Below are 24,717 nucleotides of genomic sequence, written 5' to 3' on the forward strand. Positions count from 1 at the left end.
ATTAAAAATAGAAAAAAAATAAATTATTTTAAAGAATACGATTTAATTTTTAATACTGATTTTAATCACCCAATTACGAAAAAATATTTTAATAAAAAAATAGAGAAAAAATATAATAGTGTAGCCTATACCACAATTTTAAAGCATGAAAAAATTTCAAATAACGTTGCTGTACAAATATTTACAAAAGATGGTCCCTTAGCTTTTTTGCCTATTTCGGATTATGAAACTTCAGTTGTTTATTCAATTAAGAAAAATTTAAAAGATGCTACAGAATTAAATAAATTAATTAATGATTATAATTTTAAATATAATTTAAAAAAAATAAATAAAATTGACTCTTTGAAATTGAATGGATTAAGTTTACGATCTTATTATTATAAAAATATCTTAGCATTTGGAGATTTACTTCATAAAATTCATCCTCTAGCAGGACAAGGTTTTAATATGACTATAAGAGATATAAAGATATTAAATGATATAATTCAGAATAAAATTAACCTTGGTTTACCATTAGACTCAACATTAAATTTTGAATTTGAAAAAAATCAAAAGCATAAAAATTATATATTCTCGTCAGGTATTGATTTAATTCATGAGTTTTTTAATTTAGAAAGAAAAACCAAAAATCAATTTTTAAGTAAATCAGTGCAATTCTTAAATAAAAATCCCACTATAAACAAAGCTTTCACAAAGTTTGCAGATAAAGGAATTATATTTTAATCTAAAATAATTATATGAAACTTAATTTAGGTTGTGGGTCTAAAAAATTAAAAAATTATGTTAATGTTGATAAATTTGACTATTTTAAACCTGACATTATTCATGATTTAGAAATTTTTCCATATCCTTTTGAGGATAATTCTGTAGATGAAATTTTAATATCACATGTTTTGGAACATATAGGTCAATCCCCTGAAACATTTTTAAAAATAATAAAAGAATTTTATAGGGTTTGTCGCCATAACTCTTTAATAAAAATAATTGTTCCTCATCCACGGCATGATAGTTTTTTATCTGACCCAACACATGTTAGACCGATTACGATATTAGGACTACAATTATTCGATAAAGAATTAAATCTAAAATGGGAAAAAAAAAATGCAGCTAATAGTCCTTTAGCTTTAATAAACAAAGTTGATTTTAAGATTATAAGAGTAAAATACAATTTAGATGACAACTATATAAGAAATATTCAAAAAAATGAAATTGACAAACAGAAAATTGAAGTTGATGCCTCTAGGTATAATAATGTTGTTAAAGAAACAGAAATAGACTGGCAAGTTATAAAAAAATAAAATTTTTTTACTTTATTATTGAATAGTAGTGTTTTCGTAGTTATCAAAAATATAAGTTTTTAGTATCTCTGCAATTTTATTTTTTCTGATATTTAAGTTTTTAGCTTCTAGTAAAATTTGTTTTTCCTCCAAAGAGAAAGGAGATGCCATAGCTAAAGCATTTATAGTCTCAGTTAGACTTTGCTTTTCTAATGCTTTCCAATTGATAATAAAACCTCTTTTTTGAAACAAAGACTTTAAATCTTTAAAAATTAATTCTAGATCAGAAAAATTTAATTTACCATTTTCAACGTTCAAATCATTTAAATAATCATTATAGTCCACCTCTACACTTCTATATTTTTTGTCAGTGTTTATTTCATTTATTATTTGAAATCTAATTACCCCTTTTAATTCAATTAGATAACGACCATCTTCTGTTTCTCGAAAACTTATTATTTTTCCTAAACAACCAACATGATATAATTTTGGTATACCTTTTTCATTTTTTGAATTTTTTGGTTGAATCATCCCAATTAATTTATTTGATTTCATACTATCATTGACCATATCAAGGTATCGTGGTTCAAAGATATTTAAAGGTACAGTGGTATTAGGAAAAATTATAAAATTGCTAAGTGGAAACACAGGAATTATTTTAGGAAAATTGTTCATTTTTTAATTTATAATATATTATTAAAAAAAATTTAAATGATATTTTGGATAGCCTCATATCCCAAAAGTGGGAATACCTGGTTAAGAGCTTTATTGTCATCATATTTTTATACAGAAGATGGAATTTTCAACCAAGATTTATTAAAAAATATTGCACAATTTCCTGAAAAGCGACACTTTAGCGATTTTAATTATAATCCTAAAATAGTGACAGATACCTCTAGATTTTGGATTAAAGCTCAGGACAAAATCAATTTAAACAATAAATTAAATTTCCTTAAAACTCATAACATTTTGGGATCAATTAATAATAATAAATTTACAAATACAAAAAATACTGTTGGTGCAATATATATCGTTCGTGATCCAAGAAATGTATTAACTTCTTTACAAAATCATTATGAGTTAACTAAAGATGAAGGTTTGAAATTTATGCTAAGTGAAAAAAAATATATTTATGATTATCATACAAAAGATGATTTCAGTGATTTTCAGTTTATTAGTTCTTGGGAAAAGAATTATAAATCTTGGATAAATCAAAAAATTTTTCCAGTTAAGTTAATTAGATATGAAGATCTCAGTTTAAAAACTTTAGATATTTTCAAAGAAATAATAAAATTTATCCAAAAAACTAACCAAGATAAACAAGACATTAATACTTTGAAAGCTCAGAACTGTGTAAGTTCTACCAATTTTGAAAAAATGAGAAATATAGAAAAAAATAATGGTTTTCTAGAGTCTGTCTTGTCTAAAAACGACACCAAAAAAATTCCTTTTTTTTATTTAGGTCCAAAAAATAATTGGAAAAACACGTTTCATAAAAACTATCAGAAAAAATTAAACTTAGTTTTTGAAAATAATTTAAAAGAATTAAATTATCTTTTATAAATTTTTCTTATTACTTGCAATTTTAAAAAGCCCTTATTATAATATTTAATAAATAAGCGGGTATAGCTCAGTGGTAGAGCGTCTCGTTGCCAACGAGAAGGTCGAGGGTTCGACCCCCTTTGCCCGCTCCAAAAAAAATTATGAGTGATTTAGCCAATAAAAAGTGTGTACCTTGTGAAGGAAATATTCCTCCTTTTAGCATTGATGAAATTCACCAATATTTAAAAAAAGTTGATGGTTGGGAAGTTTTAGAAGATAAGATTGATGGCTTTCATTTAATAAAAAGTTTTAAATTTGATAATTTTTTAGAAAGTCAAGAATTTGTAAATAAAGTTGGAGAAATAGCTGAGTCCGAGGGTCATCATCCTGATTTATGGTTTGGATGGGGCTACGCGAGAATTAAAATATTCACTCATGCAATTAAAGGCCTAGCGGAGAGTGATTTTATTCTTGCTGCAAAAATAGATAAAATATCTAATGTCTAAAGTGTCTTGTCTTTGAAAAAAGAAGTACGGTATCAGTTTCATTTGCAAAATTAATTATCTCTTTATCTCTTACTGATCCAGATGGCTGAACCACTGCTTTTACACCAGATTGAACCAATTTTTCAATACCGTCTACAAAAGGAAAAAATGCATCTGAGGCAGCAACTAAATTATCATTCTGAAGGTTAAATTTTTTCATTTTATTAATTGCTATTTGACAACTGTCCAATCTACTTGGTTGACCAGAACCAATACCAATAGTTGTTTCGTTAGATGCTAACACTATTGCATTAGATTTGACATACCTGCATACATTAAATGCAAAAATTAGATCTTTAAGTTGTTTAGATGTTGGTTTTCGTTTTGATACAATTTTAAAATTTTTTTTTAAAAATAAATTTAAGTCCTCTGATTGAATCATTATAGATTGGTTGAATGATACAAATTTATGTAATTTTTCTGATGTATAGTTTGTACCATCAACTATTCTTAAGTTTTTTTTAGTTTTTAATATTTTTAGAGCATCGCTATTAAACCCATTTGCAATTATTACTTCTAAAAATAATTTCTTTAACTCTAATGCTAAATTTCTTTTAATTTTAAAATTGCAGGAAACTATCCCACCAAAGGCACTCACAGGGTCACAAGAGAGAGCAGATTTATAACTTTCTAAATTATTATTTTTAGCAGAAACTCCACATGGATTTGCATGTTTTACTATCACTGTTCCCTTTCCTTTCGGTAATGATCTTGAAATAGTTAGGGCACTAAATATGTCATTATAATTGTTATAACTTAGTTGCTTTCCATGAATTTGCTTTAAATTAGCATTTAAACTACTTGAATAAATTGCACTTTGTTGATGGGGATTTTCTCCATATCTAAGTTGCTCAATTAGTTTTCCATAAAAAACTTTCTTCTTAGGGAAAATAGTATTTGATTTTTTGTTAAAATAGTCTGAAATTACAGAATCATAATAAGCCGTTTCAGTAAAAGCTATTCTTGAAAGTTTTTCTCTAAAATTTAAAGAAGTAGATCCTTTGAATTTTGTTAGTTCTTCAATTAATTCCTCGTACTGTTCTGAAGAAGTAATTACAGTTACATCATTATAGTTTTTGGCAGCAGATCTAACCATCGTAGGACCACCAATATCTATATTTTCTATAATTTTTTTATGGTTCTTTGTTTTTTTTATAGTGCTCTCAAATGGATAGAAATTTACAATAACCAAATCAATGTTCTCAAAGTTATTATCTTTCAGATCTTTAAAATGAGATTTTTCTAACCTTTTATTTAAAATACCTGCATGGATTTTTGGATGTAGAGTTTTTACTCTTCCTTCTAAAATTTCAGGAAAATTTGTAAACTTAGAAACTTCCAAGCATTTAAAATTTAATCTTATAATTTCTTTATAAGTTCCACCTGAGCTAATTATTTTAATTTTATTTTTGCTTAGAATATTCAATAGTGGTTTTAAGTTTTTTTTGTCAGATACAGAAATAAGAGCTGTTTTAATTTTTTTCTTCATTGTAATTTACTTATTTCCCACTTTATTATCTGCACTTCTTCATTGTTCATGCCAGATATAAAAATATTTTGGTTCTCTTTATATGAATTTTTATTACCGAAATATAAACCATTATCAATATTAATATCAAAGTTTTCGCAACTAAATTTCCACCCTTCTTCATCTATCTCAATTAATATAGATTTGTTGTCTTGAGTTTTCATTACTTTTGATCTTGGATCAAGATGAAATCTTATATCAAATTTAAGTTCTGTATTTGGTGTTTTTCTTAATAATCTATCATATCCGATAAATTTTATTTGCTCTGGATAAAATTCAATTTCTCTCTCATAATTAGTTCCAAACCTTATTAAATATCCATCGTGAGCACCTGATATTTTCCAATAATTATTTTCGAAAACCACATTTTTTTTTGTAACTTTCAGTCCTTTATCAATAAGTAAATTATTCTCATTTTTTGTAAAAATACATGATGAGTAATCTTCAATAGTTAAATTACAATGAAGAGCTGTGCTTCTTGATAATTTGTTAAATTTATTATTTTTGTCTGAAAAATATCCAGAATTTGAAATTATTTTTTTATCGTTTGAAAATATTTCAAATGATAAAGCACCTGCCTGGTAGTCGTTGGAAAAAAATTTATTAGGGCTAGAACCAATATCAGCTGCAATAATTATTTTTTTATTTTTAAGTATTGTATATCCACCAAGTTCATTAATTTGATTCTTAAATTTATAACCAAGTCTTTTTAAGTATTGATCAAATTCTTTATTCTCAGAGGAATAATTTCCATTAAAAAAAATATCTTGTTTTATATTTTGCCATATGAAAGCGTAACTTGAACCTAAATAATAAATGGTTTCATCAATATATTCAGGAATTAGATTTTGAGATTCTTTAAACCACTCTCTAATTATAATTAAGTATTTTAAATAAAATATTAATTGTCTGATATTTCTTGATTTAGGAAAACCTTGGTTATCAATTGAGGATTTAATTATATTTTTTAACAAGTTTAATCCGTTAATAAGATATAATTTTTCATTTTTATAAGCTAATCCCGTAAGAATTATTGCAGCACATCCAATCATTTTATTTTCTACCTCTTTTGGATTCTTAATTTCATTTAATAGATGGTTAGTTTGTTTTTGTACCATGTGATCAAAAATGGACCTATATTCTTCATCACTATCTTCATAAGTAAGTTTGTGATTTGATAACCATGAAATAATTCTTTTAGCTGTTAAATCAAACTCCCAACTTTTTTTCTGATATTGTGTGTTATTTGAAATCCAATTTTTAATAACTGTTTGCGTAGTCTTTTTGGAGGATTTTAAATCTAAGCTGAAAAACCAAAAAAAATTATTTAATTTTTCATAATCTTTTAGGCTTAAATTGTTTTTCCAAATTGATTCAATAGCAAAATCCTCAATTTTATATTTCTTATTTTGGTATTTAATTATAGAAGATAGTAAATGAGGGCTAGGTTTATATTCAAAATTATTATTGAAAGTTTTTGATATTTTTTTTTCGTAAAAATTTGAATTTTTATAAATTGATTTGAAACTTTCTTTTAAGCTAGAATAGAATTGACCTAAAATGCCTAAGGAATTTATATTAATCATTAACTTATTTTAATTTTAATAAATTAATATTTTTCTTTATATCTCCATCATTGCTTTTAAATACTGTAGTACCGGAAACAAGAATGTTAGCACCAGCATCAATTGCACTCTTACAATTATCAAAATTTATTCCCCCATCAATTTCTATGTCAAAAGTCATTTTTTTCTGTTCTCTTATTTTCTTTAGTTCTTTAATTTTATCTAAAACTTCAGGTATAAATTTTTGGCCTCCAAACCCAGGATTTACACTCATAATTAAAACTAAATCAATTTGATCTAATAGATTAAATATTAAATCAATTTTAGATTCGGGATTAAGCGAAACTCCAACTTTTTTATTTTTTTCTTTTATTTTTTTTATTGAATTTTCTAAATTATCAGTAGCTTCAGGGTGGATAGTAATTATATCCGCTCCCGCTTCAGCATAAGCATCTATGTATTTATGTACCGGTGAAATCATTAAATGAACATCAAATTTTAATGAACAGTGTTTTCGAAGGGCTTTAATTACAGGTGGTCCTATTGTTAAATTAGGAACAAAATGACCATCCATGACATCAACATGAATCATATCCGCTCCACCTTCTTCGAGTCTTTTAATTTCTGAACCTAATTGACTAAAGTCAGCTGATAAAATCGATGGTGAAATTTGTATATTTTTCATTGATTGTTAGATTAACTAGTATCAATTTTAAAAATTAAAATGAATTAAAAAATTGATAAATTTGTCTAGAAATTTCACTCTCCAAAGGAAATGACAACATTCCCATCACCGAATACCCCAAGATCCAAGGCATAAGATAAAATCTGATCATGTAAAAAAACCAAGCAACGTATAAAGGCACTAATGGCCCAATAATAAATGAAGGTGTGATTGGTTTAAATAATTTAATTAAAGGATTAGTATATTTTACGAACACTCTCATAAAAAAAAATTGAGAGTCTTCCCTTTGAAAAATATTCATTGCCACTCTTCCAATAAGAGTCCACATGATAATCCCTAGCAAATAATCAATAAAATATATTAAAGGATGAAAATTTGCTGACATTCAAAATTTATATTGGAAAATTTATTGAAATAAAAGGGGCGAAATTAATCGCCCCTTTAAAAGATTATTTAGTGTGATTTACCAAGAATTGTTTTACCACTCGGTACACGTACATCATCAACCATTTTTTGAGTAGCTTTATCTGGTTCCGCAGTCATTAAACTAACTACTACCATTAAAACTAAACTAACAGCTGATCCGAAGATACCAAAGGTTAACTGAGTAATTCCTAGGAATCCACTTCCACCAGTTCTTACCCAAACCAAGTACCACGCACCGGCGATTAGACCACCTAGCATACCAGCAATCGCACCTTGTCTATTAGCTCTCTTCCACCATACACCAAGTACAAGTGGGAAGAACAATCCTGACATCGCAAAATCAAAAGCCCAGATAACCGAACCTAAGATTCCTTGAATCTCCATTGCTGCAATAGTTGCTCCAGCAAAACCAATTATTACAAGTAATACCCTTGCAACAAGTAGTCGTTTTGCAGTTTCCGCTTTTGGATCAATGATCTTATAGTAAACATCATGTGATATAGCGTTTGCAATCGCTAGAATCAAACCATCGGCAGTAGACATGGCAGCTGCCATACCTCCTGCAGCAACTAGACCTGAAATTACATAAGGTAATCCAGCTATCTCTGGTGTTGCTAATACAACGGCTTTACCACCCATGAAGAACTCGTTTAATTCTAGAGTTCCATTTCCGTTAAAGTCGCTGATAAACATTAGGTTTGCTTGGTTCCAGTTTTGGTACCAATCTATCGCTTCCACTTCTGCAAATGTCTTACCGATAATACCTGTTGGTAAATTCGGGTCGATCAATGATAACTTAGATAATGTAGCTAACATTGGAGCAGAAGAATAAAGTAGGAAGATAAAGAATAATGACCAACCTACTGATTTTCTAGCTGCTTTTACACTTGGAGTAGTAAAGTATCTCATCATCACGTGCGGTAATGAAGCTGTTCCCATCATCATCGCTAATGCTAATGAAATAAATGCCCAAGGTGTAGCGTTCACTGCAGAGTGAGCTTTAGTTATTCCTGCTAAGCCTTTAGGTACTGTTTTTAGATCAGCAGCCGCGTTTTTAACAAAACCGAACTGTTGTTCTAATTCACCAATTCTAGCTACCTCATCAGCTAACATAAAGTGAGGGAAGAAACCCGCACCCATTTTGTTACTGATCCAGAATACTGGAAGTAGGTATGCTATAATTAGTACGATATATTGTGCAACCTGTGTCCAAGTCACCCCTCTCATACCACCTAACATTGAACATAATAAGATACTTATTAGTCCAACATAAACTGCGTATTGGAATGGGATATCAAGTGCAACAGATGCAATAGTACCTGTAGCGTTAATTTGTGCAGTCACATAAGTAAATGAAGCAACAGTTAAAACTACTACTGCGCTAAATCTTGCTAGATTACCACCGTATCTTGTACCTATAAAATCTGGGACTGTATAACAGCCAAATTTTCTTAAGTATGGTGCTAATAAAGATGCAACAAGCACGTAACCACCAGTCCAACCCACAAGTAGAGCCATATAGCCGTAACCTTTAAAGTAAATACCACCCGCCATTGCAACGAATGATGCACCAGACATCCAGTCTGCTGCAGTCGCCATTCCGTTGAAGACTGTTGGTACTTGCCTACCAGCTACGTAATATGCATCTGCTTGGGCTGTTCTTGATAGCCAACCGATTAATGCATAGATGAATACAGTAAATGCAACGAAAGCGATACCGATCGCTTTAGCTGTCATACCCATCTGTTCAGCAATTGCCATAATGATTATGAAACCTATAAATCCTCCGGTATAGATCCCGTAAACTTTAGGCAAATTATCTATGAAATTACCTTTCATTATTCGTCCTCTCTTTCGCTAAAGCCGAACTCTTCATCGATTTTTTCTTGTCTATTCGCAAACCAGAAAATTAGTATTACGAATGCACCAAGAGATCCCTGACATGTAAACCAGTATGTCCATGGATAACCGAAAGGTCCTGTGACCTCGTTCATTTCAGCTCCAAAGAGAAAGATGCCAATTGAGAAAACAAACCAGATTGCCAGTGTTATAAATAACAATCCCCTGGTTTTTTCCCAGTGTTTTTGTTGATTTGACATTTATACCTCTCTTTTTAGTTATAACTGGTTGAAACCATAACCATTATGAAGGTTTTGAAAAGACCTAAAATTCACCATATTAGGTACTTATTTACTTACTTTTTTAAGATATAATTGGCGCACTTACAAATTTACATGGGAAAATACAAATTAACTTGGAGAGACATAAAACTTGAGGATTTCAAAACATATTTATTCGCCATGTTTAAGGCGTTTATTCCAAAGAAAAAAATAAAAACTTTAGATGAATTAGAACAATTTATTCAAACTAAATCTGCCTGGGCTACTCAAGTTACTTTATATAATTATCTAAAAACTAGAATGGGAACAAGATATGTTCTTCATTTTGACAATGATGAATTTATGTCATCAGTAAATCTTGCTAAATGGAATATTTATTCAGTTGCATTACAAGATTTAACTTTTTTTACTTTTTCGTATTTAAAAGTTAATTTTAATTATCAGGATATTCATAAAGCAAATGAAATTTTTAATAAAATTTTAGATGACGAAATTTCTAACAAGATGCCGTTAGATATTATTGATGAAGCTAGGAAAAGTTTTGATGAACGATTAGAGAAAATAAATTGGGATGGTTATTATCAAGACTTACCTTTTAATCCTAGTGCTCTTTCTTTATATAAGTGGGCTCCGATTGCAGACGAGTTAAAAACTTTAGATCGAAAGATTGTTTTAAATTCTATGATTTTAAAATGGGACGTTGTTAAACAAGAGTTTAAAGATTTAATTCAGTTTTAAATATTTTTTCTATTATCTACTAAACTATCAACAACACTTGGATCAGCTAGAGTAGTGGTGTCTCCTAATTGACCGTGCTCGTTAGCAGCAATTTTTCTCAAAATCCTTCTCATTATTTTTCCCGATCTTGTTTTAGGTAGACCCGGGGTAAAATGAATTAGATCTGGAGTAGCTAAAGGACCAATTTGTTTTCTAACCCAAAGTTTTAGATCTCTTTCTAGTTCACCAGTTTCGCTTTCTCCTGCATTTAAGGTTACATAACAATACAAACCATTACCTTTAATATCATGAGGGTAACCAACTACAGCAGCTTCAGCTACTTTTGGATGAGCAACAAACGCACTTTCAATTTCAGCTGTTCCAAGATTATGTCCTGAAACAATAATTACATCATCTACTCGTCCTGTTATCCAGTAATATCCATCTTTATCTCTTCGGCATCCATCACCAGTGAAATATTTTCCATTAAATTGAGAAAAGTATGTATCAATAAATCTTTGATGATCACCATAAACAGTTCTCATCTGTCCAGGCCATGATTGAGCTATACACAATCTTCCTTCTCCAGCTCCTTTAATTTCCTTACCGTTTTTATCTACAAGCACTGGCTTAATTCCATAGAAAGGTTTTGTTGCAGATCCAGGTTTAAGAGGAATTGCACCTGTTTGAGGAGCAATCATTATACCTCCAGTTTCTGTTTGCCACCAAGTATCTACAATTGGGCATTTAGAATTACCTACAGTTTTATAGTACCACATCCAAGCCTCTGGATTTATTGGTTCTCCCACTGTTCCCAAAAGTTTAAGGGACTTTCTAGAGGTTTTTTTAACTGGTTTGTCTCCCTCTCGCATTAATGCTCTAATTGCAGTTGGTGCTGTATAAAAAGTATTTACTTTATATTTATCAACTATCTGCCACCACCTTGAACTATTAGGATAATTTGGAATTCCTTCAAACATTATAGTTGTTGCACCATTCGAAAGTGGACCATAAATAATATAACTATGTCCAGTTACCCAACCAATATCAGCAGTACACCAATAAATATCTTTTGGTTTGTAATTAAAAATATATTGATGTGTCATTGAAGCATAAACCATATAACCACCAGTAGTGTGAAGAACTCCTTTAGGTTTACCTGTTGAACCTGAGGTATATAAAATAAATAAAGGATCTTCTGCGTTCATTTCTTCAGGTTCACAATGATTAGGAACGTCTTTAATTAAATCATGATACCAAACATCTCTGCTATGATCCCAGTTGATGTAATTTCCAGTTCGTTTAACAACAACACATTTTTTAACGTTTGGACAACTCATTAAAGCTTCATCGACTGTATATTTCAGTGGTATAGTTTTTCCACCTCTCACTCCTTCATCAGCAGTGATTATATACTCAGATTCGCAATCATTTACTCTTCCAGAGATAGAATCTGCTGAAAAACCTCCAAAAATAATTGAATGTACTGCACCAATTCTTACACAAGCCAGCATTAAAATTGCTAACTCTGGTATCATAGTTAAATAAATTGTCACACGGTCACCTTTTTTAATTCCTAATTTTTTTAAACCATTTGCTGCTTTAGAAACTTTTTGATGAAGTTGTTTATAAGAAATTTTTTGACTATCTTTTGGATCATCTCCAACCCAAATAATAGCAGTTTTATCTTTTTTATCCTTTAAATGTCTATCAATGCAATTTGCAGAAGCATTTAAAGTGCCATCTTCAAACCATTTAATTTTCACTTCTTTTGTACTATATTTTACGTCTTTAATTTTTTTATATGGTTTTATCCAAGTAATTCTTTTTCCCTCTTTCCTCCAAAATTCGTCATTGCTTTTTATAGATTGAGAATATTTTTGTTGGTATTTACTTTTATTTGCTAAGCTACTTTTAACCCATTCCGGTTTTGTTTTAATAACAACTTCAGGAGGTGTATTTCCGTTTTCCTTTTTTGCTTTAATTCTTTTTTTTGGTTTTTTAGAAGATTTTATTCTAACTTTAGATCTTCTTTTCACTTTTTTTGAGGTTTTTTTTCTAACTTTAGATTTTTTTTTTCTTACCTTGCTTTTGTTTTTCTTTTTTTTTGGCATAGGACAATTTTTTTTTTAAATTTTACTCATGTTATTTATAATTTTCCAGCTTTTATAATCAACAGGCATTACAGAAAGTCTACTTTGCTTTATCAGAGCTAAATGGCTTAAATCCTTATTTTTTTTAATACTTTCGAGCGTTATAGGCTTTGAAAATTTAGACTTAAATTGAACAGTAACGGCAACAAATCTCCCTGTTTTGTCTGTTTTATCTATATACGATTCTTTTATAACTTTTACTATTCCAACTATTTCTTTTCCTATGTTTGAATGATAAAAAAAACATAGATCACCTTTACTCATACTTTTTAAATTTTTTGCAGCTTGATAATTTCTGACACCATCCCAAGGTGCACCTTTACTTCCAGCTTTTTTTTGTTGGTCAATTGACCAAACATCTGGTTCAGATTTTATCAACCAATATTTCATTACAATTGAACTCCAGCACCTTTTAGAAAAGCTGCATCTTCATCTAAAGGCCACCTAGGTTTTGCTGGATAATCTAAATTATCAAATTGATTTATTTTAAATTTTTCCAAACCTACTATTGCAATCATTGCTGCATTATCTCCACAAAACTCTATAGGTGGAAAAATACTTTTATAATTTTTTTCTTCACATAGATTAATTAACATAGATCTAATTTTCTTATTTGCTGCAACTCCACCAGCAACAACAAAAATTTTTTCATTTAATTCATTTATTTTTTCAAATTCAGTAAAAGCAATCTTTGTTTTTTTATATAAAATTTCCTCAATTGTTTTTTGAAAAGATGCTGCAAGATCATATTTATCTTGTTCTGATTTAATTGTTTTGCTTATCTTCAATACGGCAGTTTTTAGACCTGCAAAAGAAAGATTGCATCCTCCTTTGCTGAAAATTGGTTTTGGTAAATCATATTTTTCTGGATCACCTTTTTTAGCTAAAATTTCTATTTGAGGTCCTCCTGGAAATTCTATTCCTAAAAGCTTTGCTGTTTTGTCAAACGCCTCACCTAATGCATCATCAATAGTTGTTCCTAATCTTTTATATTTACCAAGGTTCTGAACACTTAAATATTGTGAGTGCCCACCTGAAATTAAAAGAAGTAAATATGGATAATTTAACTTTGTATTTAGTTTTGGACTTAAAGCATGTCCCTCTAAATGATTAACAGCAATAAAAGGTTTATTCATTGCTGTTGCGAAAGCTTTACCAAAACTTAACCCAACTGATAAACAAACAATTAATCCAGGACCAGCGGTAGAAGCAACAGCATCTATTTCTTCAATTTTTCTTCCACTTTCATCAATAGCTTTTTTGACAATCCAATCAATTTTTTCAATGTGTGAACGTGCTGCTAGTTCAGGAACTACACCACCAAACTCCTTATGAACCTCAACTTGGCTAGAAACAATGTTGGATAAAACTACTGGGAATCCCTCTTCATTTTCAGTTATTAAAGAAGCTGCCGTTTCATCACAACTAGACTCTATTCCAAGAATTAAGGGTTTTTTGCTCATTCAAATAGTTTTTAATAATTGTACAATCTTTATACAAGTAAGAAATAATTTTTTATGAGAAAAAAAATAATAATTGGATCTAGGGGTAGCAAGCTTGCCTTACTTTATGCTCAACAAGCTAAAGATAAGATTATTGAAAATACCGACCTTGGTAATGAAGATGTTTTAATTAAATCAATTACAACTAAAGGTGACGAAGTACAGGATACAAGATTATCTGAGCTTGGTGGCAAAGGTTTGTTTTCTAGTAATATTGAAAAAGAACTTCAGTTAAAAAATATTGATATTGCAGTCCACGCACTGAAAGATATGCCTGCTAATGAAACAAAAGGATTAACAACAGACTCTTTCCTTGAAAGAAATGACCCTAGAGAGATTTTAATTACAAAGAACAAAAAAAAACTTAAAGACCTAGATCAAAAGTCAATTGTTGGTACCTCATCATACAGAAGAGAATTTCAAATAAAAAAAATTAGACAAGATTTGAACTGTAAACTAATTAGAGGAAATGTAGATACTAGAATTAGAAAATTGAATGAAGGGATGTATGATGCAATTATTTTGTCTTATGCTGGTATCAAATTTTTAAAGTTTGAAAATGAAATTTCAGAAATTTTTTCAGCTGAGGAAATAATTCCTAGTGCAGGACAAGGCATAATTGCTCTTCAGTGCAGGGAGAATGATGATGAGACAATTTCTATTTTAAACAAAATTAATCATGAAGAAACACATAAAAGAGCTCACCTTGAGAGAAATATTTTAAAAGTTTTAGATGGAGATTGTGAAACAGCAATTGGTGCTCATTCAGTGGTCGATGGAGATAAGATTACAGTGGAGGCTGAACTTTTTTCTTTAGATGGTAAACAAAGGTTTTATGAAAAAAAAGTTGGTAATTTGAATGAGTTTAAAGAAATTGGTAAGGAGATTGGAATACTTTTAAAAACAAAATCAAATAACACATATAAAAGATAATATGCATATTTTGTTAACTAGACCATTAGATGATTGTTCCGAAATGATATTTAAATTTCAATCATTAGGACATCAAGTTTCTCATCTTCCATTAATAAGGATTGAAAAGGTTAATTATGAAGAAATTAACTTTTCTGAATATGGTGGAATTGTTTTTACTAGTGCAAATGCAGTAAAATTTTTAAACACAGTCAAATTAGATAAAAATATTAAATGCTTTTGTGTTGGAAACGCCACAGAAAACAAAGCAAGAAGCGTTGGTTTTCAAAATACAATTGCGGCTGAAGGAAATGTAACAAACTTAAAGGAGCTAATTATACAAAGTTATGACTCCAAAAATAAAGAATTACTTTACGTTAGTGGTGAAACAATATCGGTTGATTTAGATCAACAGTTATTAAAAGAAGGGTTTAAGGTAAAAAGAATTATTAATTACAGAGTAGATCATAATCAAAAATTTGATCAGAAATTTGTTAATGAATTAAAATTAAATATGCCTGATATGGTCTATGTGTACTCTCAAAATAGTGCGTCAAGTTTCTTAAATTTCATAAAGATTTACCAAACCGAAAATTTATGGATGAGTACAAATTTGATGTGTATAGGCGAAAAAACCTCGTCAATACTGAACGAAATCAAATGGAAAAAGATTTTTCTTTTTAACCCTGGAGAAGAAGAGTTTTTGTTATATAAAATTTAGAAATGGAATTAATTAATAATTTTTCAGAGATATTTTTATCAGTATGGAATAAAGGAATTCTTGGTGTTGATATTTTTCAAATCTTAATTGGTATTGGAATATTTTTACTATTCTTAATTTTTAGAGGTCTAATAAGCAAATTAGTTATTAAAAAATTAGAAATTATCTCGAAAAGAACAACGAATAAACTAGATGATACTTTTGTTCAATCACTTGTAGGTCCAGCAAGATTTTTACCAATTGTATTAGGATTTTTTATTGCAAGCTACTATATGACTTTCTCACTAGAAGGAAGAGAAGTGGTAGATACAATTAATAGAACATTAATCACTATTTTGATTTTTTGGGTAATTCACCAAATCATAGAACCAATTTCATACATACTTAGTGGTTTAGATAAATTGTTAACAAGAGAACTTATTGGCTGGATAATTAAATCGCTAAAAATTCTAATTTTTATTTTGGGTTTAGCAGCTGTTTTAGAATTGTGGGGAATTAAAATAGGCCCAATCATTGCAGGTCTTGGATTGTTTGGTGTTGCTGTAGCATTAGGGGCACAAGATTTATTCAAAAATTTAATATCAGGAATTTTAGTTTTAGTTGAAAAGAGATTTAAAATTGGAGACTGGATAGCTGTCGAGGGTATTATTGAAGGGGTAGTAGAAAAGATTGGATTTAGATCAACAACAATTAGAAAGTTTGACAAATCTCTTGCTATTATTCCAAATTTTCAATTTGCTGAAAACGCTGTTGTTAATGTAAGTGAAACTTCAAATTGGTTAATCAGTTGGATTATTACACTTCAATATGACACTACCGTAGATCAGTTAAAAAAAATTAGAGATGAAATCGAAAGTCATATTAATTCAAGCGAAGATTATAATACCTCAATTGGCGTTGCGGTAAGAGTTGATAAATTTTCTGATAGTTCAATAGATATGTATGTAAGATGCTTTACAAAAACAGGAAGTTGGAATAATTGGCTTGATGTAAAAGAAAGATTAGCAATTGCGATTAAGGAAATTGTAGAAAAAAATGGTGCTTCATTTGCTTTCCCAAGTCAGTCGATTTACGTTGAGAAAAAATGATAGCTATTTTTTATTTAGTTTTACAAATTTTAAAATTGTATTCTTATGTTGTAATCGCCAATGTTATTGTAAGTTGGTTAATAGCTTTTAACGTTCTTAATACTCAAAATAAGTTTGTGTATGCAATTTTAGAGTTGAGTTACAAATTGACCGAGCCTTTCTTGAATAAAATTAGACGTTTTTTGCCAAATTTAGGTTCACTAGATATTTCTCCAATCATTCTTCTTTTATTGATTTGGTTTATCGAAATGTGTATGAAGCTGTACATTGCCCCAATGATTTTTTAAGAAAGAAATATGATTTTAATTGATGGAAAAAAAGCAGCCGCAGAATTAAGAGCAGAGTTAAAGGAAGAAGTTGCAGAATTAAAATCAAAATATAATAAAGTACCAGGTTTAACAGTAATACTGATTGGTGATTTAACACCTAGTCAGATTTATGTAAGAAATAAAGAGAAGTCAGCAAATGAGGTAGGATTAAAATCTGAAGTAATTAAATATCCAGACACAGTTGAAGAAAAGACTGTTCTAGAAAAAATTCAAGAACTAAACAGTGATGAAACTGTCTCAGGAATTTTAGTTCAACTTCCTTTACCTAAGCATATTGATAAGCAGAAGGTTATAGAAGCTATTGATCCCTCAAAAGACGTAGATGGATTTCATCCAATGAATGTAGGTAATCTTTCATCTGGTTATGAAAGTTCGATACCTTGTACTCCGCTTGGATGTTATTTGTTGATAAAAAAAATTGAACCTAATTTAAGTGGTAAAAAAGCTGTGGTTGTGGGTAGATCAAATTTAAATGGTAAACCAATGACACAACTTCTTTTAAAAGAAAATTGCACCGTAACTATAACTCATTCAAAAACTAAAGATTTAAAAGCTGAATGTTTAGAGGCAGACATAATTGTTGCAGCTGTAGGTATACCCGAACTTGTTAAAGGAGATTGGGTTAAAAAAGATGCTATTGTTATTGATGTTGGTATAAATAAAACTAACAACGGTATAGTTGGTGATGTTCATTTTGATGAAGTTTCAAAAAATGCAAAAGCACTTACACCTGTTCCAGGTGGAGTTGGACCTATGACTATTGCTTGTTTACTTAAAAATACCATAGACTGTTTCAAAAGATCGCAAATTTAATAATTAAATCCCAAGCTGTAATCTGTTAATTAATTAGGATGAAAAAACCTAAGCGACCTTATAGATTTGGTATAATTTTTTTACTTCTTACTGTTCCACCAATTGGAGCCACACAGCTAGGTTGGTATTTGCATGACATGCAAACTGGTTTTGATTATGGTATGATTGTAGGTACAATATCAGTAATTTATGCTGCATATTTGATGTATGAAAAAAACTGGCGTGAAGAAGATGAAGATTAAATTATGGAAAAAATAATTTTTTTTGGATTGGTTATTCCTATTATGGCTTATGTTTTATACTTAGGTGGAATGGCAATAATGAATGGTTTTAAATCTAAGGAAGCTAATAGAGCTGAAAAGGAGCAATCCGAAAGTGAGACTGATGAGATAAGTGAGACTGCTTCTGAACAAACTAGTACTCTAAGTGATGAACTTAGTAAATTAAATGATTTAAAAGAAAAAGGAATTATTTCTCAAGAGGAATTTGAAAAGGCGAAAAATAAACTATTAAATAATTAAATAGTTTAATCATGTTCATTGGTTTTAAAAAAAAATTTGTTAAGGTAAACAAAGGTAAAATATTTTGTAGATTTAAAGGTGATGGTGCTCCTTTATTGTTACTTCACGGATATCCACAATCGCATGTAATGTGGCACAAAACAGCCCCTGAGCTTAGCAAATATTTTACAGTAATAGTTGCTGATCTTAGAGGATACGGAGACAGTTTGGTTTTGCCTGGTGGAATAAATCATAAAAATTATTCTAAAAGAGAAATGGCTAAAGATATGGTTCAATTGATGAGTAAATTGAATTTTAAAAAATTTTTTGTTGCAGGACATGATAGAGGCGGGAGAGTTGCACATAGAATGGCAAGAGATTATAGAAATAAAATTATGGCTTTAAGTGTATTAGATATTTGTCCAACTCTGGATATGTACGAGCATACAGATATGAAATTTGCAAAAGGATATTTTCATTGGTTTTATTTAATACAGCCCGCACCTTTACCAGAGAAAATGATAATGGCAGATCCTAAAAGATGGTTAAAAAGTCGTTTTAATAGGTCATCAAAACGTGCGATTGGAAAAGTTGAAGATGAATATTTTAGAGCCTTTAGACAAAAAAAAAGAATTCATGCAACTTGTGAGGATTATAGGGCTGCGGTTACTATAGATTTAGAGCATGACAAAAAAGACAGAAAAAAAAAATTAAACATTCCTATACAAGTTTTGTGGGGTAAAAAGGGAGTTGTTGGAACGCAATTTAAATCAGTTAAAATTTGGCAAAAATACACAAATAAAAAAGTTTATGGGGCAGAAATTAATTCAGATCATTTCATTCCAGAGGAAAGTCCCAAACAAACGATTAATCACTTAAAAAAATTTTTTTTAAAAAATGTTAAAAATAATTCCAAATAAAAAAAATATTGGAGCTGAAATAATTGTAAATTTAAAAGATATTTCAAATAAAGATATTTTAAAAATTAAGAAAGCACTGAATAAATATGGAATGTTGTATTTTAAACAACAAGAATTAACTTCTAAATTTTATATTCAGTTTGCAAAATATTTTGGAAAATTAGCCAACTATCCAAGACTAAAAGGTTTAAATAAAAAATTTCCTCAAATTACTGTGGTGCAAAGAAAATCAACTGATAAAGGACCAAGTTTTGGTGAACAATTTCATACAGACTCGATTTATACAAAAAAACCGCCAAGATTTACAATGTTGCTTTCTAAACTTGTGCCAAAAAAAGGAAAAGCTAATACAGAATTTTGTTCTCAATATCTTGCTTATAAAGAATTACCAAGTCCAATAAAAAGAAAATTTAAAAATATTAAAGGTAAATATTCCTCTGAGGGTCCAATCTCGGTTACAACAAAAGAAAGAGTAAAAGAAAAAGGTAAAAATATTAAAGAACTTAAATCTTCACATAAAATAATTAGGAAAATCAGCACAAATTATTCTATTTATTGTAGTCCAGGACATTTTGTTGGTTTTAGCTCAAAGATAAAAAATCAAGAAAAGTTAAAAAAATTTTTATTTAACCATCAAATTAAGAAGAAGTTTCAATTTTCATTGCCTTGGGAAAAAAATCAATTGGCTATATGGGATAATAGATCTATGCTTCATCAAGCAACACCTTTCAAAGGAAATAGAATAATGCATAGAATAACAATCAAATAATTTATGTTCACAATTTTTTTAGGACTAACTCCATTTATATTTATTACTTTTTTAGGGTTTGTTTTTGGTAAGTTGAAGGTCTTAGATCTTAATCATGCTAAAATTTTAAATCTTTTCTTGTTCTATATTGCAGTTCCAGCATTGATAATTAAGCTAATAGCACAAAATGAAATTGGACAAGTAGATTTCAAACAAATTTTCTCTTATTTAATTATGCAATCGATATGTGGAATTATCGCCTACTTAATTACTTCAAAATATTTTAAAAGATCAATCCCAGAGTCAATTATTTGGGCTTTAACAGTTGCATTATCAAACCATGTAACTTTGCTCTTACCAATAACAGAAATTTATTTTCAACAAAATGTAATTACACAAGTTGCAAGTATCATATTAATGGATGGGATAATTTTATTATCTGTAATTGCTTTTTTTCTTGAATTATCTACAAAAAAAAATGTAAATTTATTTAATTTTATTAAAAATTTATTTTTAAACCCATTTATACTTTCAATAATTATAGGTCTATTATTTTTATTATTAAATTTTAACATTGATCAAACACCGATTGAATACACTTTGTCTAAACTTGCAGCATGTGTTTCTCCAGTTGGATTGTTTGCAATTGGCATAACTCTCTCATTTTATACTAAAAATGTAATTAACAAATTATCCGTATCTATTTCAGTTTTAAAATTAGTTATTTCCCCAATAATTTTATTGTTAATTGGATTAGTGTTTTTTAATGCAGGATTGCCAGCTGAAATACCAGGTGCTTTCTTTGTGAGTGTTGCGCCTTGCGGAGTTACTTCTATAGTTTTATGTGCAGCGTATAATGTAAGTCCCGAAAATATAATTAAAGCAATTTTTGTCTCTACTATTGCTTCTATTGGAACTATATTTTTTGCAATTAAGTATTTAACTCTATAACAATTTATCTAAAGGACTAACTTCTCCAATTTTAAAAATAATAGCATCTTCTTTACTAAAACCATATTTTTCAGCACTATCTTTAAATCTAATTGGGGGTTCCATAATCGGCTCTAATGACAAAACAAATGTTCCCCAATGCATTCCTAATACTTTTTTACTTTTTAGGTCCCGTGCAACATTCAAGGCTTCTTCAGGTGTAGTATGATAAATAGTTTTATCAAACATTGGTTTGAAATTATAAGCCCCAATATTAATCATTGTCAGATCTATAGGACCATATTTTTCACCTAGTTCTTTGTAGACTTCCCCATATCCGGTGTCACATGCAAATAAAATTTTTTTATTTTTATGTTCTATTAAAAAATTACCCCACAAAGTTTTATTAGTGTCCGTTAAACTTCTCTTTGACCAATGAACTGCAGGAAGTAAAGAAATTTTCAAATCCTCATTTATAATTATTTGATCATACCAATCCATTTCATTTACATCTTTATATCCTTTAAAATATTTACCAAGATTTAGAGGTGTTAATACTTTTGCACTCTTGAAAGGAAAATTTCTAATTGTTGACATGTCCTGATGATCGTAATGATTATGAGTGAGTAAAAATATATCCGTTTTAGGTATCTCATTTAATTTTATTGCAGGATCAGTAAATCTTTTTGGACCAAAGATTAGTGGTCCAGCATTCTTTGAAAATACAGGATCTGTTATAATTGTAGTTCCACCTAATTTTATAAGATATGTCGCGTGACCTATCCAAGCAATATAATCATTATCTTTATATTTTTCTAAATCAGCTAATACTTTTTCTTTTTCAATCACATGTTCTTTTGGATAAGATAAATTAACTTTTTTTCTTAATTTACTGAAAGTTCTATAAGAAAATTTTCCTGATCTGGATATTATTACTGGAGATCCTTTTGGATTCCTGAAAGTACCATCAGGTAAATGATGATAAGGTCTTTCTTTCATATTATTTTTTTTTCTCCATTAACCATAAACTGTTTCCCGCAAGAAAATATATTTTTCCATTAACTGGGTGAACCTGTATATCTCTTATTCTTCCAATTTTATCTTTGAAAATAATTGTTTCTTCAATCTTAGATGAATTTTTAAAGTTTAATTTTCTCATTGATTTATCTTTTAAAGAAGTGATTAACGCTTCTCCATTCCATTCACTAAATTCTTTTCCCTTATAAATAGTTATAGCACTTGCTGCAATTGAAGGTACCCAGTATTGGATTGCTTTGGTAAATCCTGGTTTCCATTTAGGTCCAATCTTTGAGCCTGAATAATTTGTTCCACCCCAACCTAAAATTTTCCAACCATAATTTTCTCCTTTTTTAATTTCACCAAACCAATCACCACCTTTTGCACCATGGTTGCTTGCATAAATTTTTCCATCAAAAGAGGAATAGGTTAAGCCTTGAGGATTACGAACACCAATTTGATAAATTTCTGGTAACCAATTTGATTTACCTTCAAACTTAGGGTTATCTTTTGGAATACTACCATCTAAATAAATTCTGATAATACTGCCAGGATGATTTGTCGGATCTTGAGCAATCATACCACCACCTCTTTCACCAGCAGAAGCAAAAAGAAAATTGTCTTTTATAGCTAGTCTTGAACCGAAATGATAACCAGATTCTATAGGTGGTTCAGCTTGAAATATATTTTTGAAATTTAAATTTTTTTTATTTAATTTAGCTTTTGCAATTGATGTACTAGTTTTCCAATCCCCTCTATTTTCTGAATAAGAAATCCATAAGTAATCATTTTGATAAATAATATCTAACAAACCTCCTTGTCCGTGTACAAAATAATTTAAGTTATGTTTAACTTCGTAGGCTTCTTTAGAAGTAATATTTACTATTTTTATCTTTCCAGTTTGTTCAGTAATAATGAGTTCCTCATCACTAATAAAAGATGATCCCCACGGTTCATTTAATGATACTAATTGTGTAAAATTATAACTATTAGAGTGTGAAAGTGAAACTTTAGAAAAAAAAATAATTATAATTAAAAGAACAAACCTCATAAATTATATTAATCTCCCTTGAATATAAAACTCATTAGTTTCATTTTTTTTTACTTGATCTCTTGTGTCAAACCAATTATTTCCAAAAACACTTATATCTCCTTTTACATGTAATGTGCCTTTCTCAATTTTTGTATCACAGTAAACATCATCTCCCATTAAAGTTCCTTCTAACGCTCTCTTCTTATAATTTTCAACTGTATCTATATCTTTAAAAACAGTGTTAATTGCACAAGGCCCAATTTCAGTCATGCCCCAATTGACCATAAATTGACAACCTTTTTCAACAAATTTTGTAATTAATTCCCACTCCACTGGTTCACTACCACAGGTGATCCATACACCTTTTAAATTTAAATCTTGAAATGATTTAGTCAGCATTATAGCTCTTGCATGTTTTGGTGTTATATGGCTGTGTGTAAAGTGTTTAATTTTTTTACAAAAATTATATGCATTAAATTTTTCAATTTCTAAATGTGCACCTACTTCATAACCAGGTAATGTTTGTGCTAAAAGACCACCAGCATGTTCTAATTTACAAATTGTATAGATTTTACTTTTAGATGAAATTTTTTGACATTCACGTGCAATCTTATTTGCATTTCTTAGCTTGTAGGGAGATTGGTAAATCTTTTTTTGTGGGCCTGTGGTACCACTAGACTTTAATTCAATTCCTTTTTTTAAAATTTGATCCAAATTGTTTTTCTGTTCCATCAACAATTTTTTTTGCAAGTTTGTAAGGTGTAAAAGTAAATATCCAAGGCAAAATACTATGGATTAAACCTGTAATAAAAATTAGAATAGCTAAAAAGTTAAAATAGCTAGCGTATAAAAAATGTTTTAACCAAGATGATTTAATTTTTTTTAGATGTTTTGAATCCCAATCCATTTTAAGATAATTTAGATCTACCACCATCTACTGCAATTATTTGCCCTGTAACCCAGGAACTATCATCTGTTAGTAAGAATTTAGCAAGAGCTGCCGAATCTTTACCCTCGCCTAATCTTTTAAGGGGATGTGCTTTCGCAATACCTTCAGCTATAGCAGTATTTTTTAACATTGGTTCTGCTATTTTAGATTTTGTTAAACTTGGTGCCACACAATTTACTCTTATGTTTGGAGCAAATTCTGCTGCAAGAGAAACCGTCAATCCTTCAACAGCAGCTTTTGCTGAAGCTATGATTGCATGATTGGTAAAACCTCTTTGAGCAGCAACAGTTGAAAATAACACTATTGAACCTTTATTTTTTTTTAAACTTTCTTGATATCCCTTAATAGCTTCTACAGCAGAATAAAGATTAAGTTTCATGCATTTCTGAAAGTCTTGTTCATTTACCATTCTTAAAGGTTTTAAATCAATTGAACCGACACAATAAGCAAGGCCTTTAATTTCAGAAATATCTGATTTAACTTTTTCTATAAACCCATCCTCTAAAACATCTGCAACGGTATGTGAGCATCCAAGTTTTTCAGAGATAGAACTAAGTTCACTCTCATTTCTTCCAACTAAATGAATATCGTTTCCAGAGTTTTTTAATTGTTCCGCTAAACTTGACCCAATAGAACCTGTCGCACCAAAAATTACATATTTTTCTGACATAAAAAATTTTATTAGTTATATTTAACT

30 protein-coding genes and 1 tRNA gene are annotated in these 24,717 nt (G+C 29.3%); 16 read left to right on the forward strand and 15 right to left on the reverse strand.

The genetic code is table 11. The features are described 5' to 3' along the window. Window positions 1-723, forward strand: a 723-nt coding sequence (locus ACTT9X_RS00005; RefSeq protein ID WP_440933666.1) for a ubiquinone biosynthesis protein UbiB, incomplete at its 5' end; no start/stop codon positions are given. Window positions 724-737: 14 nt separating this feature from the next. Then, window positions 738-1,298 (forward strand): class I SAM-dependent methyltransferase, encoded by a 561-nt coding sequence (locus ACTT9X_RS00010; RefSeq protein ID WP_440933667.1) that lies wholly within the window; start codon window positions 738-740, stop codon window positions 1,296-1,298. A 15-nt stretch (window positions 1,299-1,313) separates the two neighbouring features. Here ACTT9X_RS00010 and ACTT9X_RS00015 read toward each other — a convergent pair whose 3' ends face one another. After that, entirely contained in the window at window positions 1,314-1,952 is a 639-nt protein-coding gene (locus ACTT9X_RS00015; RefSeq protein WP_440933668.1) for an LON peptidase substrate-binding domain-containing protein, read from the reverse strand. Window positions 1,953-1,988: 36 nt separating this feature from the next. Here ACTT9X_RS00015 and ACTT9X_RS00020 point away from each other — a divergent pair, with 36 nt between their 5' ends. The 3 genes from ACTT9X_RS00020 (at window position 1,989) to ACTT9X_RS00030 (ending at window position 3,325) form a co-directional block, all read left to right on the forward strand. Continuing rightward, window positions 1,989-2,840, forward strand: coding sequence for a sulfotransferase domain-containing protein (locus tag ACTT9X_RS00020; protein WP_440933669.1), 852 nt, complete (start codon window positions 1,989-1,991; stop codon window positions 2,838-2,840). A 56-nt stretch (window positions 2,841-2,896) separates the two neighbouring features. Next, window positions 2,897-2,971, forward strand: a tRNA-Gly gene (locus tag ACTT9X_RS00025). A gap of 9 nt (window positions 2,972-2,980) precedes the next feature. Beyond that, window positions 2,981-3,325 (forward strand): 4a-hydroxytetrahydrobiopterin dehydratase, encoded by a 345-nt coding sequence (locus ACTT9X_RS00030; RefSeq protein ID WP_440933670.1) that lies wholly within the window; start codon window positions 2,981-2,983, stop codon window positions 3,323-3,325. Here the strand turns inward: ACTT9X_RS00030 and purH are convergent. From purH to ACTT9X_RS00060, 6 genes are all read right to left on the reverse strand, one after another. Beyond that, window positions 3,315-4,853 carry a bifunctional phosphoribosylaminoimidazolecarboxamide formyltransferase/IMP cyclohydrolase gene (purH, locus tag ACTT9X_RS00035; RefSeq protein ID WP_440933671.1) on the reverse strand — a complete coding sequence of 513 codons (1,539 nt, stop codon included), beginning with the start codon at window positions 4,851-4,853 and terminating at the stop codon, window positions 3,315-3,317. The genes ACTT9X_RS00030 and purH overlap by 11 nt on opposite strands. Continuing rightward, on the reverse strand, window positions 4,850-6,478 hold the full coding sequence (locus tag ACTT9X_RS00040; RefSeq protein ID WP_440933672.1) for a heparinase II/III family protein: 1,629 nt from the start codon (window positions 6,476-6,478) through the stop codon (window positions 4,850-4,852). Before ACTT9X_RS00040 ends, purH begins: the two co-directional genes overlap by 4 nt. Window positions 6,479-6,482: 4 nt before the next feature. Then, window positions 6,483-7,142, reverse strand: coding sequence for a ribulose-phosphate 3-epimerase (rpe, locus tag ACTT9X_RS00045; protein ID WP_440933673.1), 660 nt, complete (start codon window positions 7,140-7,142; stop codon window positions 6,483-6,485). 34 nt (window positions 7,143-7,176) lie between these two features. After that, window positions 7,177-7,527, reverse strand: coding sequence for a hypothetical protein (locus ACTT9X_RS00050; RefSeq protein WP_072090963.1), 351 nt, complete (start codon window positions 7,525-7,527; stop codon window positions 7,177-7,179). Between the two features lie 68 nt (window positions 7,528-7,595). Continuing rightward, window positions 7,596-9,410, reverse strand: coding sequence for a sodium:solute symporter family protein (locus ACTT9X_RS00055; protein WP_440934022.1), 1,815 nt, complete (start codon window positions 9,408-9,410; stop codon window positions 7,596-7,598). Then, window positions 9,407-9,667, reverse strand: coding sequence for a DUF4212 domain-containing protein (locus tag ACTT9X_RS00060; protein ID WP_271560210.1), 261 nt, complete (start codon window positions 9,665-9,667; stop codon window positions 9,407-9,409). The genes ACTT9X_RS00055 and ACTT9X_RS00060 overlap by 4 nt, the downstream gene beginning before the upstream one ends. 135 nt (window positions 9,668-9,802) lie before the next feature. Between ACTT9X_RS00060 and ACTT9X_RS00065 the strand changes: the two genes are divergently transcribed. Then, window positions 9,803-10,426 carry an esterase gene (locus tag ACTT9X_RS00065; RefSeq protein ID WP_440933674.1) on the forward strand — a complete coding sequence of 208 codons (624 nt, stop codon included), beginning with the start codon at window positions 9,803-9,805 and terminating at the stop codon, window positions 10,424-10,426. Here ACTT9X_RS00065 and acs read toward each other — a convergent pair. Genes acs through tsaD form a run of 3 tightly spaced genes read right to left on the reverse strand, consistent with a single transcriptional unit; the run spans window position 10,423 to window position 14,021 of the window. Continuing rightward, window positions 10,423-12,519 carry an acetate--CoA ligase gene (gene acs / locus ACTT9X_RS00070; RefSeq protein ID WP_440933675.1) on the reverse strand — a complete coding sequence of 699 codons (2,097 nt, stop codon included), beginning with the start codon at window positions 12,517-12,519 and terminating at the stop codon, window positions 10,423-10,425. The two genes, ACTT9X_RS00065 and acs, sit on opposite strands and share 4 nt — an antisense overlap. Before the next feature lie 15 nt (window positions 12,520-12,534). Then, window positions 12,535-12,948 carry an EVE domain-containing protein gene (locus ACTT9X_RS00075; protein ID WP_440933676.1) on the reverse strand — a complete coding sequence of 138 codons (414 nt, stop codon included), beginning with the start codon at window positions 12,946-12,948 and terminating at the stop codon, window positions 12,535-12,537. Continuing rightward, window positions 12,948-14,021, reverse strand: a complete 1,074-nt coding sequence (gene tsaD / locus ACTT9X_RS00080) for a tRNA (adenosine(37)-N6)-threonylcarbamoyltransferase complex transferase subunit TsaD (RefSeq protein ID WP_440933677.1) — start codon at window positions 14,019-14,021, stop codon at window positions 12,948-12,950. Before tsaD ends, ACTT9X_RS00075 begins: the two co-directional genes overlap by 1 nt. A gap of 54 nt (window positions 14,022-14,075) precedes the next feature. On the opposite strand from tsaD, the gene hemC reads away from it, so the two are divergent. From hemC to ACTT9X_RS00130, 10 genes are read left to right on the forward strand one after another with little or no spacing between them, the layout of a single operon-like run. Next, window positions 14,076-14,993: a hydroxymethylbilane synthase gene (gene hemC / locus ACTT9X_RS00085; protein ID WP_440933678.1), complete on the forward strand. Its 918-nt coding sequence runs from the start codon at window positions 14,076-14,078 to the stop codon at window positions 14,991-14,993. Between the two features lies 1 nt (window position 14,994). Beyond that, entirely contained in the window at window positions 14,995-15,693 is a 699-nt protein-coding gene (locus ACTT9X_RS00090; RefSeq protein ID WP_440933679.1) for a uroporphyrinogen-III synthase, read from the forward strand. A 2-nt stretch (window positions 15,694-15,695) separates the two neighbouring features. Continuing rightward, a complete protein-coding gene (locus tag ACTT9X_RS00095) occupies window positions 15,696-16,781 on the forward strand; it encodes a mechanosensitive ion channel family protein (protein ID WP_440933680.1) in 1,086 nt (361 codons plus the stop codon). After that, complete coding sequence (locus tag ACTT9X_RS00100) at window positions 16,778-17,068, forward strand: YggT family protein (protein ID WP_440933681.1); 291 nt, start codon at window positions 16,778-16,780, stop codon at window positions 17,066-17,068. Before ACTT9X_RS00095 ends, ACTT9X_RS00100 begins: the two co-directional genes overlap by 4 nt. Window positions 17,069-17,077: 9 nt before the next feature. Beyond that, window positions 17,078-17,923 carry a bifunctional 5,10-methylenetetrahydrofolate dehydrogenase/5,10-methenyltetrahydrofolate cyclohydrolase gene (locus ACTT9X_RS00105; protein WP_440933682.1) on the forward strand — a complete coding sequence of 282 codons (846 nt, stop codon included), beginning with the start codon at window positions 17,078-17,080 and terminating at the stop codon, window positions 17,921-17,923. A 38-nt stretch (window positions 17,924-17,961) separates the two neighbouring features. Next, the gene (locus ACTT9X_RS00110) at window positions 17,962-18,165 is read left to right on the forward strand and encodes a hypothetical protein (protein WP_440925847.1); all 204 of its coding nucleotides are present in this window, start codon (window positions 17,962-17,964) and stop codon (window positions 18,163-18,165) included. Window positions 18,166-18,168: 3 nt separating this feature from the next. Continuing rightward, the gene (locus ACTT9X_RS00115) at window positions 18,169-18,444 is read left to right on the forward strand and encodes an SHOCT domain-containing protein (protein WP_440933683.1); all 276 of its coding nucleotides are present in this window, start codon (window positions 18,169-18,171) and stop codon (window positions 18,442-18,444) included. A gap of 11 nt (window positions 18,445-18,455) precedes the next feature. Beyond that, window positions 18,456-19,343, forward strand: a complete 888-nt coding sequence (locus ACTT9X_RS00120; RefSeq protein ID WP_440933684.1) for an alpha/beta fold hydrolase — start codon at window positions 18,456-18,458, stop codon at window positions 19,341-19,343. Further along, complete coding sequence (locus ACTT9X_RS00125) at window positions 19,321-20,112, forward strand: TauD/TfdA dioxygenase family protein (RefSeq protein WP_440933685.1); 792 nt, start codon at window positions 19,321-19,323, stop codon at window positions 20,110-20,112. The genes ACTT9X_RS00120 and ACTT9X_RS00125 overlap by 23 nt, the downstream gene beginning before the upstream one ends. A 3-nt stretch (window positions 20,113-20,115) precedes the next feature. Continuing rightward, window positions 20,116-21,042, forward strand: coding sequence for an AEC family transporter (locus ACTT9X_RS00130; protein ID WP_440933686.1), 927 nt, complete (start codon window positions 20,116-20,118; stop codon window positions 21,040-21,042). On the opposite strand, the gene ACTT9X_RS00135 is transcribed toward ACTT9X_RS00130, so the two are convergent. The 5 genes from ACTT9X_RS00135 to ACTT9X_RS00155 are packed head-to-tail and all read right to left on the reverse strand — an operon-like array spanning window position 21,037 to window position 24,690. Continuing rightward, complete coding sequence (locus tag ACTT9X_RS00135; RefSeq protein WP_440933687.1) at window positions 21,037-22,020, reverse strand: MBL fold metallo-hydrolase; 984 nt, start codon at window positions 22,018-22,020, stop codon at window positions 21,037-21,039. The two genes, ACTT9X_RS00130 and ACTT9X_RS00135, sit on opposite strands and share 6 nt — an antisense overlap. Before the next feature lies 1 nt (window position 22,021). After that, the gene (locus ACTT9X_RS00140; protein ID WP_440933688.1) at window positions 22,022-23,089 is read right to left on the reverse strand and encodes a PQQ-dependent sugar dehydrogenase; all 1,068 of its coding nucleotides are present in this window, start codon (window positions 23,087-23,089) and stop codon (window positions 22,022-22,024) included. A 3-nt stretch (window positions 23,090-23,092) separates the two neighbouring features. Beyond that, a complete protein-coding gene (locus tag ACTT9X_RS00145) occupies window positions 23,093-23,803 on the reverse strand; it encodes an AMP-binding protein (protein WP_440933689.1) in 711 nt (236 codons plus the stop codon). Next, window positions 23,757-23,978 carry a DUF6356 family protein gene (locus tag ACTT9X_RS00150; protein ID WP_440933690.1) on the reverse strand — a complete coding sequence of 74 codons (222 nt, stop codon included), beginning with the start codon at window positions 23,976-23,978 and terminating at the stop codon, window positions 23,757-23,759. The genes ACTT9X_RS00145 and ACTT9X_RS00150 overlap by 47 nt, the downstream gene beginning before the upstream one ends. A gap of 1 nt (window position 23,979) precedes the next feature. Then, window positions 23,980-24,690 carry an SDR family NAD(P)-dependent oxidoreductase gene (locus ACTT9X_RS00155; protein WP_440933691.1) on the reverse strand — a complete coding sequence of 237 codons (711 nt, stop codon included), beginning with the start codon at window positions 24,688-24,690 and terminating at the stop codon, window positions 23,980-23,982. Between the last annotated feature and the right edge of the window lie 27 nt (window positions 24,691-24,717).

The sequence above is a fragment of the Candidatus Pelagibacter sp. genome (assembly GCF_052049855.1).
Taxonomy (GTDB): domain Bacteria; phylum Pseudomonadota; class Alphaproteobacteria; order Pelagibacterales; family Pelagibacteraceae; genus Pelagibacter.

Excerpts from the sequence above, each read along its gene's own strand:
- ACTT9X_RS00010 (WP_440933667.1), top strand. The coding sequence starts at position 738 with ATGAAACTTAATTTAGGTTGTGGGTCTAAAAAATTAAAAAATTATGTT.
- ACTT9X_RS00015 (WP_440933668.1), bottom strand. The coding sequence starts at position 1,952 with ATGAACAATTTTCCTAAAATAATTCCTGTGTTTCCACTTAGCAATTTT.
- ACTT9X_RS00020 (WP_440933669.1), top strand. The coding sequence starts at position 1,989 with ATGATATTTTGGATAGCCTCATATCCCAAAAGTGGGAATACCTGGTTA.
- ACTT9X_RS00030 (WP_440933670.1), top strand. The coding sequence starts at position 2,981 with ATGAGTGATTTAGCCAATAAAAAGTGTGTACCTTGTGAAGGAAATATT.
- purH (WP_440933671.1), bottom strand. The coding sequence starts at position 4,853 with ATGAAGAAAAAAATTAAAACAGCTCTTATTTCTGTATCTGACAAAAAA.
- ACTT9X_RS00040 (WP_440933672.1), bottom strand. The coding sequence starts at position 6,478 with ATGATTAATATAAATTCCTTAGGCATTTTAGGTCAATTCTATTCTAGC.
- rpe (WP_440933673.1), bottom strand. The coding sequence starts at position 7,142 with ATGAAAAATATACAAATTTCACCATCGATTTTATCAGCTGACTTTAGT.
- ACTT9X_RS00050 (WP_072090963.1), bottom strand. The coding sequence starts at position 7,527 with ATGTCAGCAAATTTTCATCCTTTAATATATTTTATTGATTATTTGCTA.
- ACTT9X_RS00060 (WP_271560210.1), bottom strand. The coding sequence starts at position 9,667 with ATGTCAAATCAACAAAAACACTGGGAAAAAACCAGGGGATTGTTATTT.
- ACTT9X_RS00065 (WP_440933674.1), top strand. The coding sequence starts at position 9,803 with ATGGGAAAATACAAATTAACTTGGAGAGACATAAAACTTGAGGATTTC.
- acs (WP_440933675.1), bottom strand. The coding sequence starts at position 12,519 with ATGCCAAAAAAAAAGAAAAACAAAAGCAAGGTAAGAAAAAAAAAATCT.
- ACTT9X_RS00075 (WP_440933676.1), bottom strand. The coding sequence starts at position 12,948 with ATGAAATATTGGTTGATAAAATCTGAACCAGATGTTTGGTCAATTGAC.
- tsaD (WP_440933677.1), bottom strand. The coding sequence starts at position 14,021 with ATGAGCAAAAAACCCTTAATTCTTGGAATAGAGTCTAGTTGTGATGAA.
- hemC (WP_440933678.1), top strand. The coding sequence starts at position 14,076 with ATGAGAAAAAAAATAATAATTGGATCTAGGGGTAGCAAGCTTGCCTTA.
- ACTT9X_RS00090 (WP_440933679.1), top strand. The coding sequence starts at position 14,995 with ATGCATATTTTGTTAACTAGACCATTAGATGATTGTTCCGAAATGATA.
- ACTT9X_RS00095 (WP_440933680.1), top strand. The coding sequence starts at position 15,696 with ATGGAATTAATTAATAATTTTTCAGAGATATTTTTATCAGTATGGAAT.
- ACTT9X_RS00100 (WP_440933681.1), top strand. The coding sequence starts at position 16,778 with ATGATAGCTATTTTTTATTTAGTTTTACAAATTTTAAAATTGTATTCT.
- ACTT9X_RS00105 (WP_440933682.1), top strand. The coding sequence starts at position 17,078 with ATGATTTTAATTGATGGAAAAAAAGCAGCCGCAGAATTAAGAGCAGAG.
- ACTT9X_RS00110 (WP_440925847.1), top strand. The coding sequence starts at position 17,962 with ATGAAAAAACCTAAGCGACCTTATAGATTTGGTATAATTTTTTTACTT.
- ACTT9X_RS00115 (WP_440933683.1), top strand. The coding sequence starts at position 18,169 with ATGGAAAAAATAATTTTTTTTGGATTGGTTATTCCTATTATGGCTTAT.
- ACTT9X_RS00120 (WP_440933684.1), top strand. The coding sequence starts at position 18,456 with ATGTTCATTGGTTTTAAAAAAAAATTTGTTAAGGTAAACAAAGGTAAA.
- ACTT9X_RS00125 (WP_440933685.1), top strand. The coding sequence starts at position 19,321 with ATGTTAAAAATAATTCCAAATAAAAAAAATATTGGAGCTGAAATAATT.
- ACTT9X_RS00130 (WP_440933686.1), top strand. The coding sequence starts at position 20,116 with ATGTTCACAATTTTTTTAGGACTAACTCCATTTATATTTATTACTTTT.
- ACTT9X_RS00135 (WP_440933687.1), bottom strand. The coding sequence starts at position 22,020 with ATGAAAGAAAGACCTTATCATCATTTACCTGATGGTACTTTCAGGAAT.
- ACTT9X_RS00140 (WP_440933688.1), bottom strand. The coding sequence starts at position 23,089 with ATGAGGTTTGTTCTTTTAATTATAATTATTTTTTTTTCTAAAGTTTCA.
- ACTT9X_RS00145 (WP_440933689.1), bottom strand. The coding sequence starts at position 23,803 with ATGGAACAGAAAAACAATTTGGATCAAATTTTAAAAAAAGGAATTGAA.
- ACTT9X_RS00150 (WP_440933690.1), bottom strand. The coding sequence starts at position 23,978 with ATGGATTGGGATTCAAAACATCTAAAAAAAATTAAATCATCTTGGTTA.
- ACTT9X_RS00155 (WP_440933691.1), bottom strand. The coding sequence starts at position 24,690 with ATGTCAGAAAAATATGTAATTTTTGGTGCGACAGGTTCTATTGGGTCA.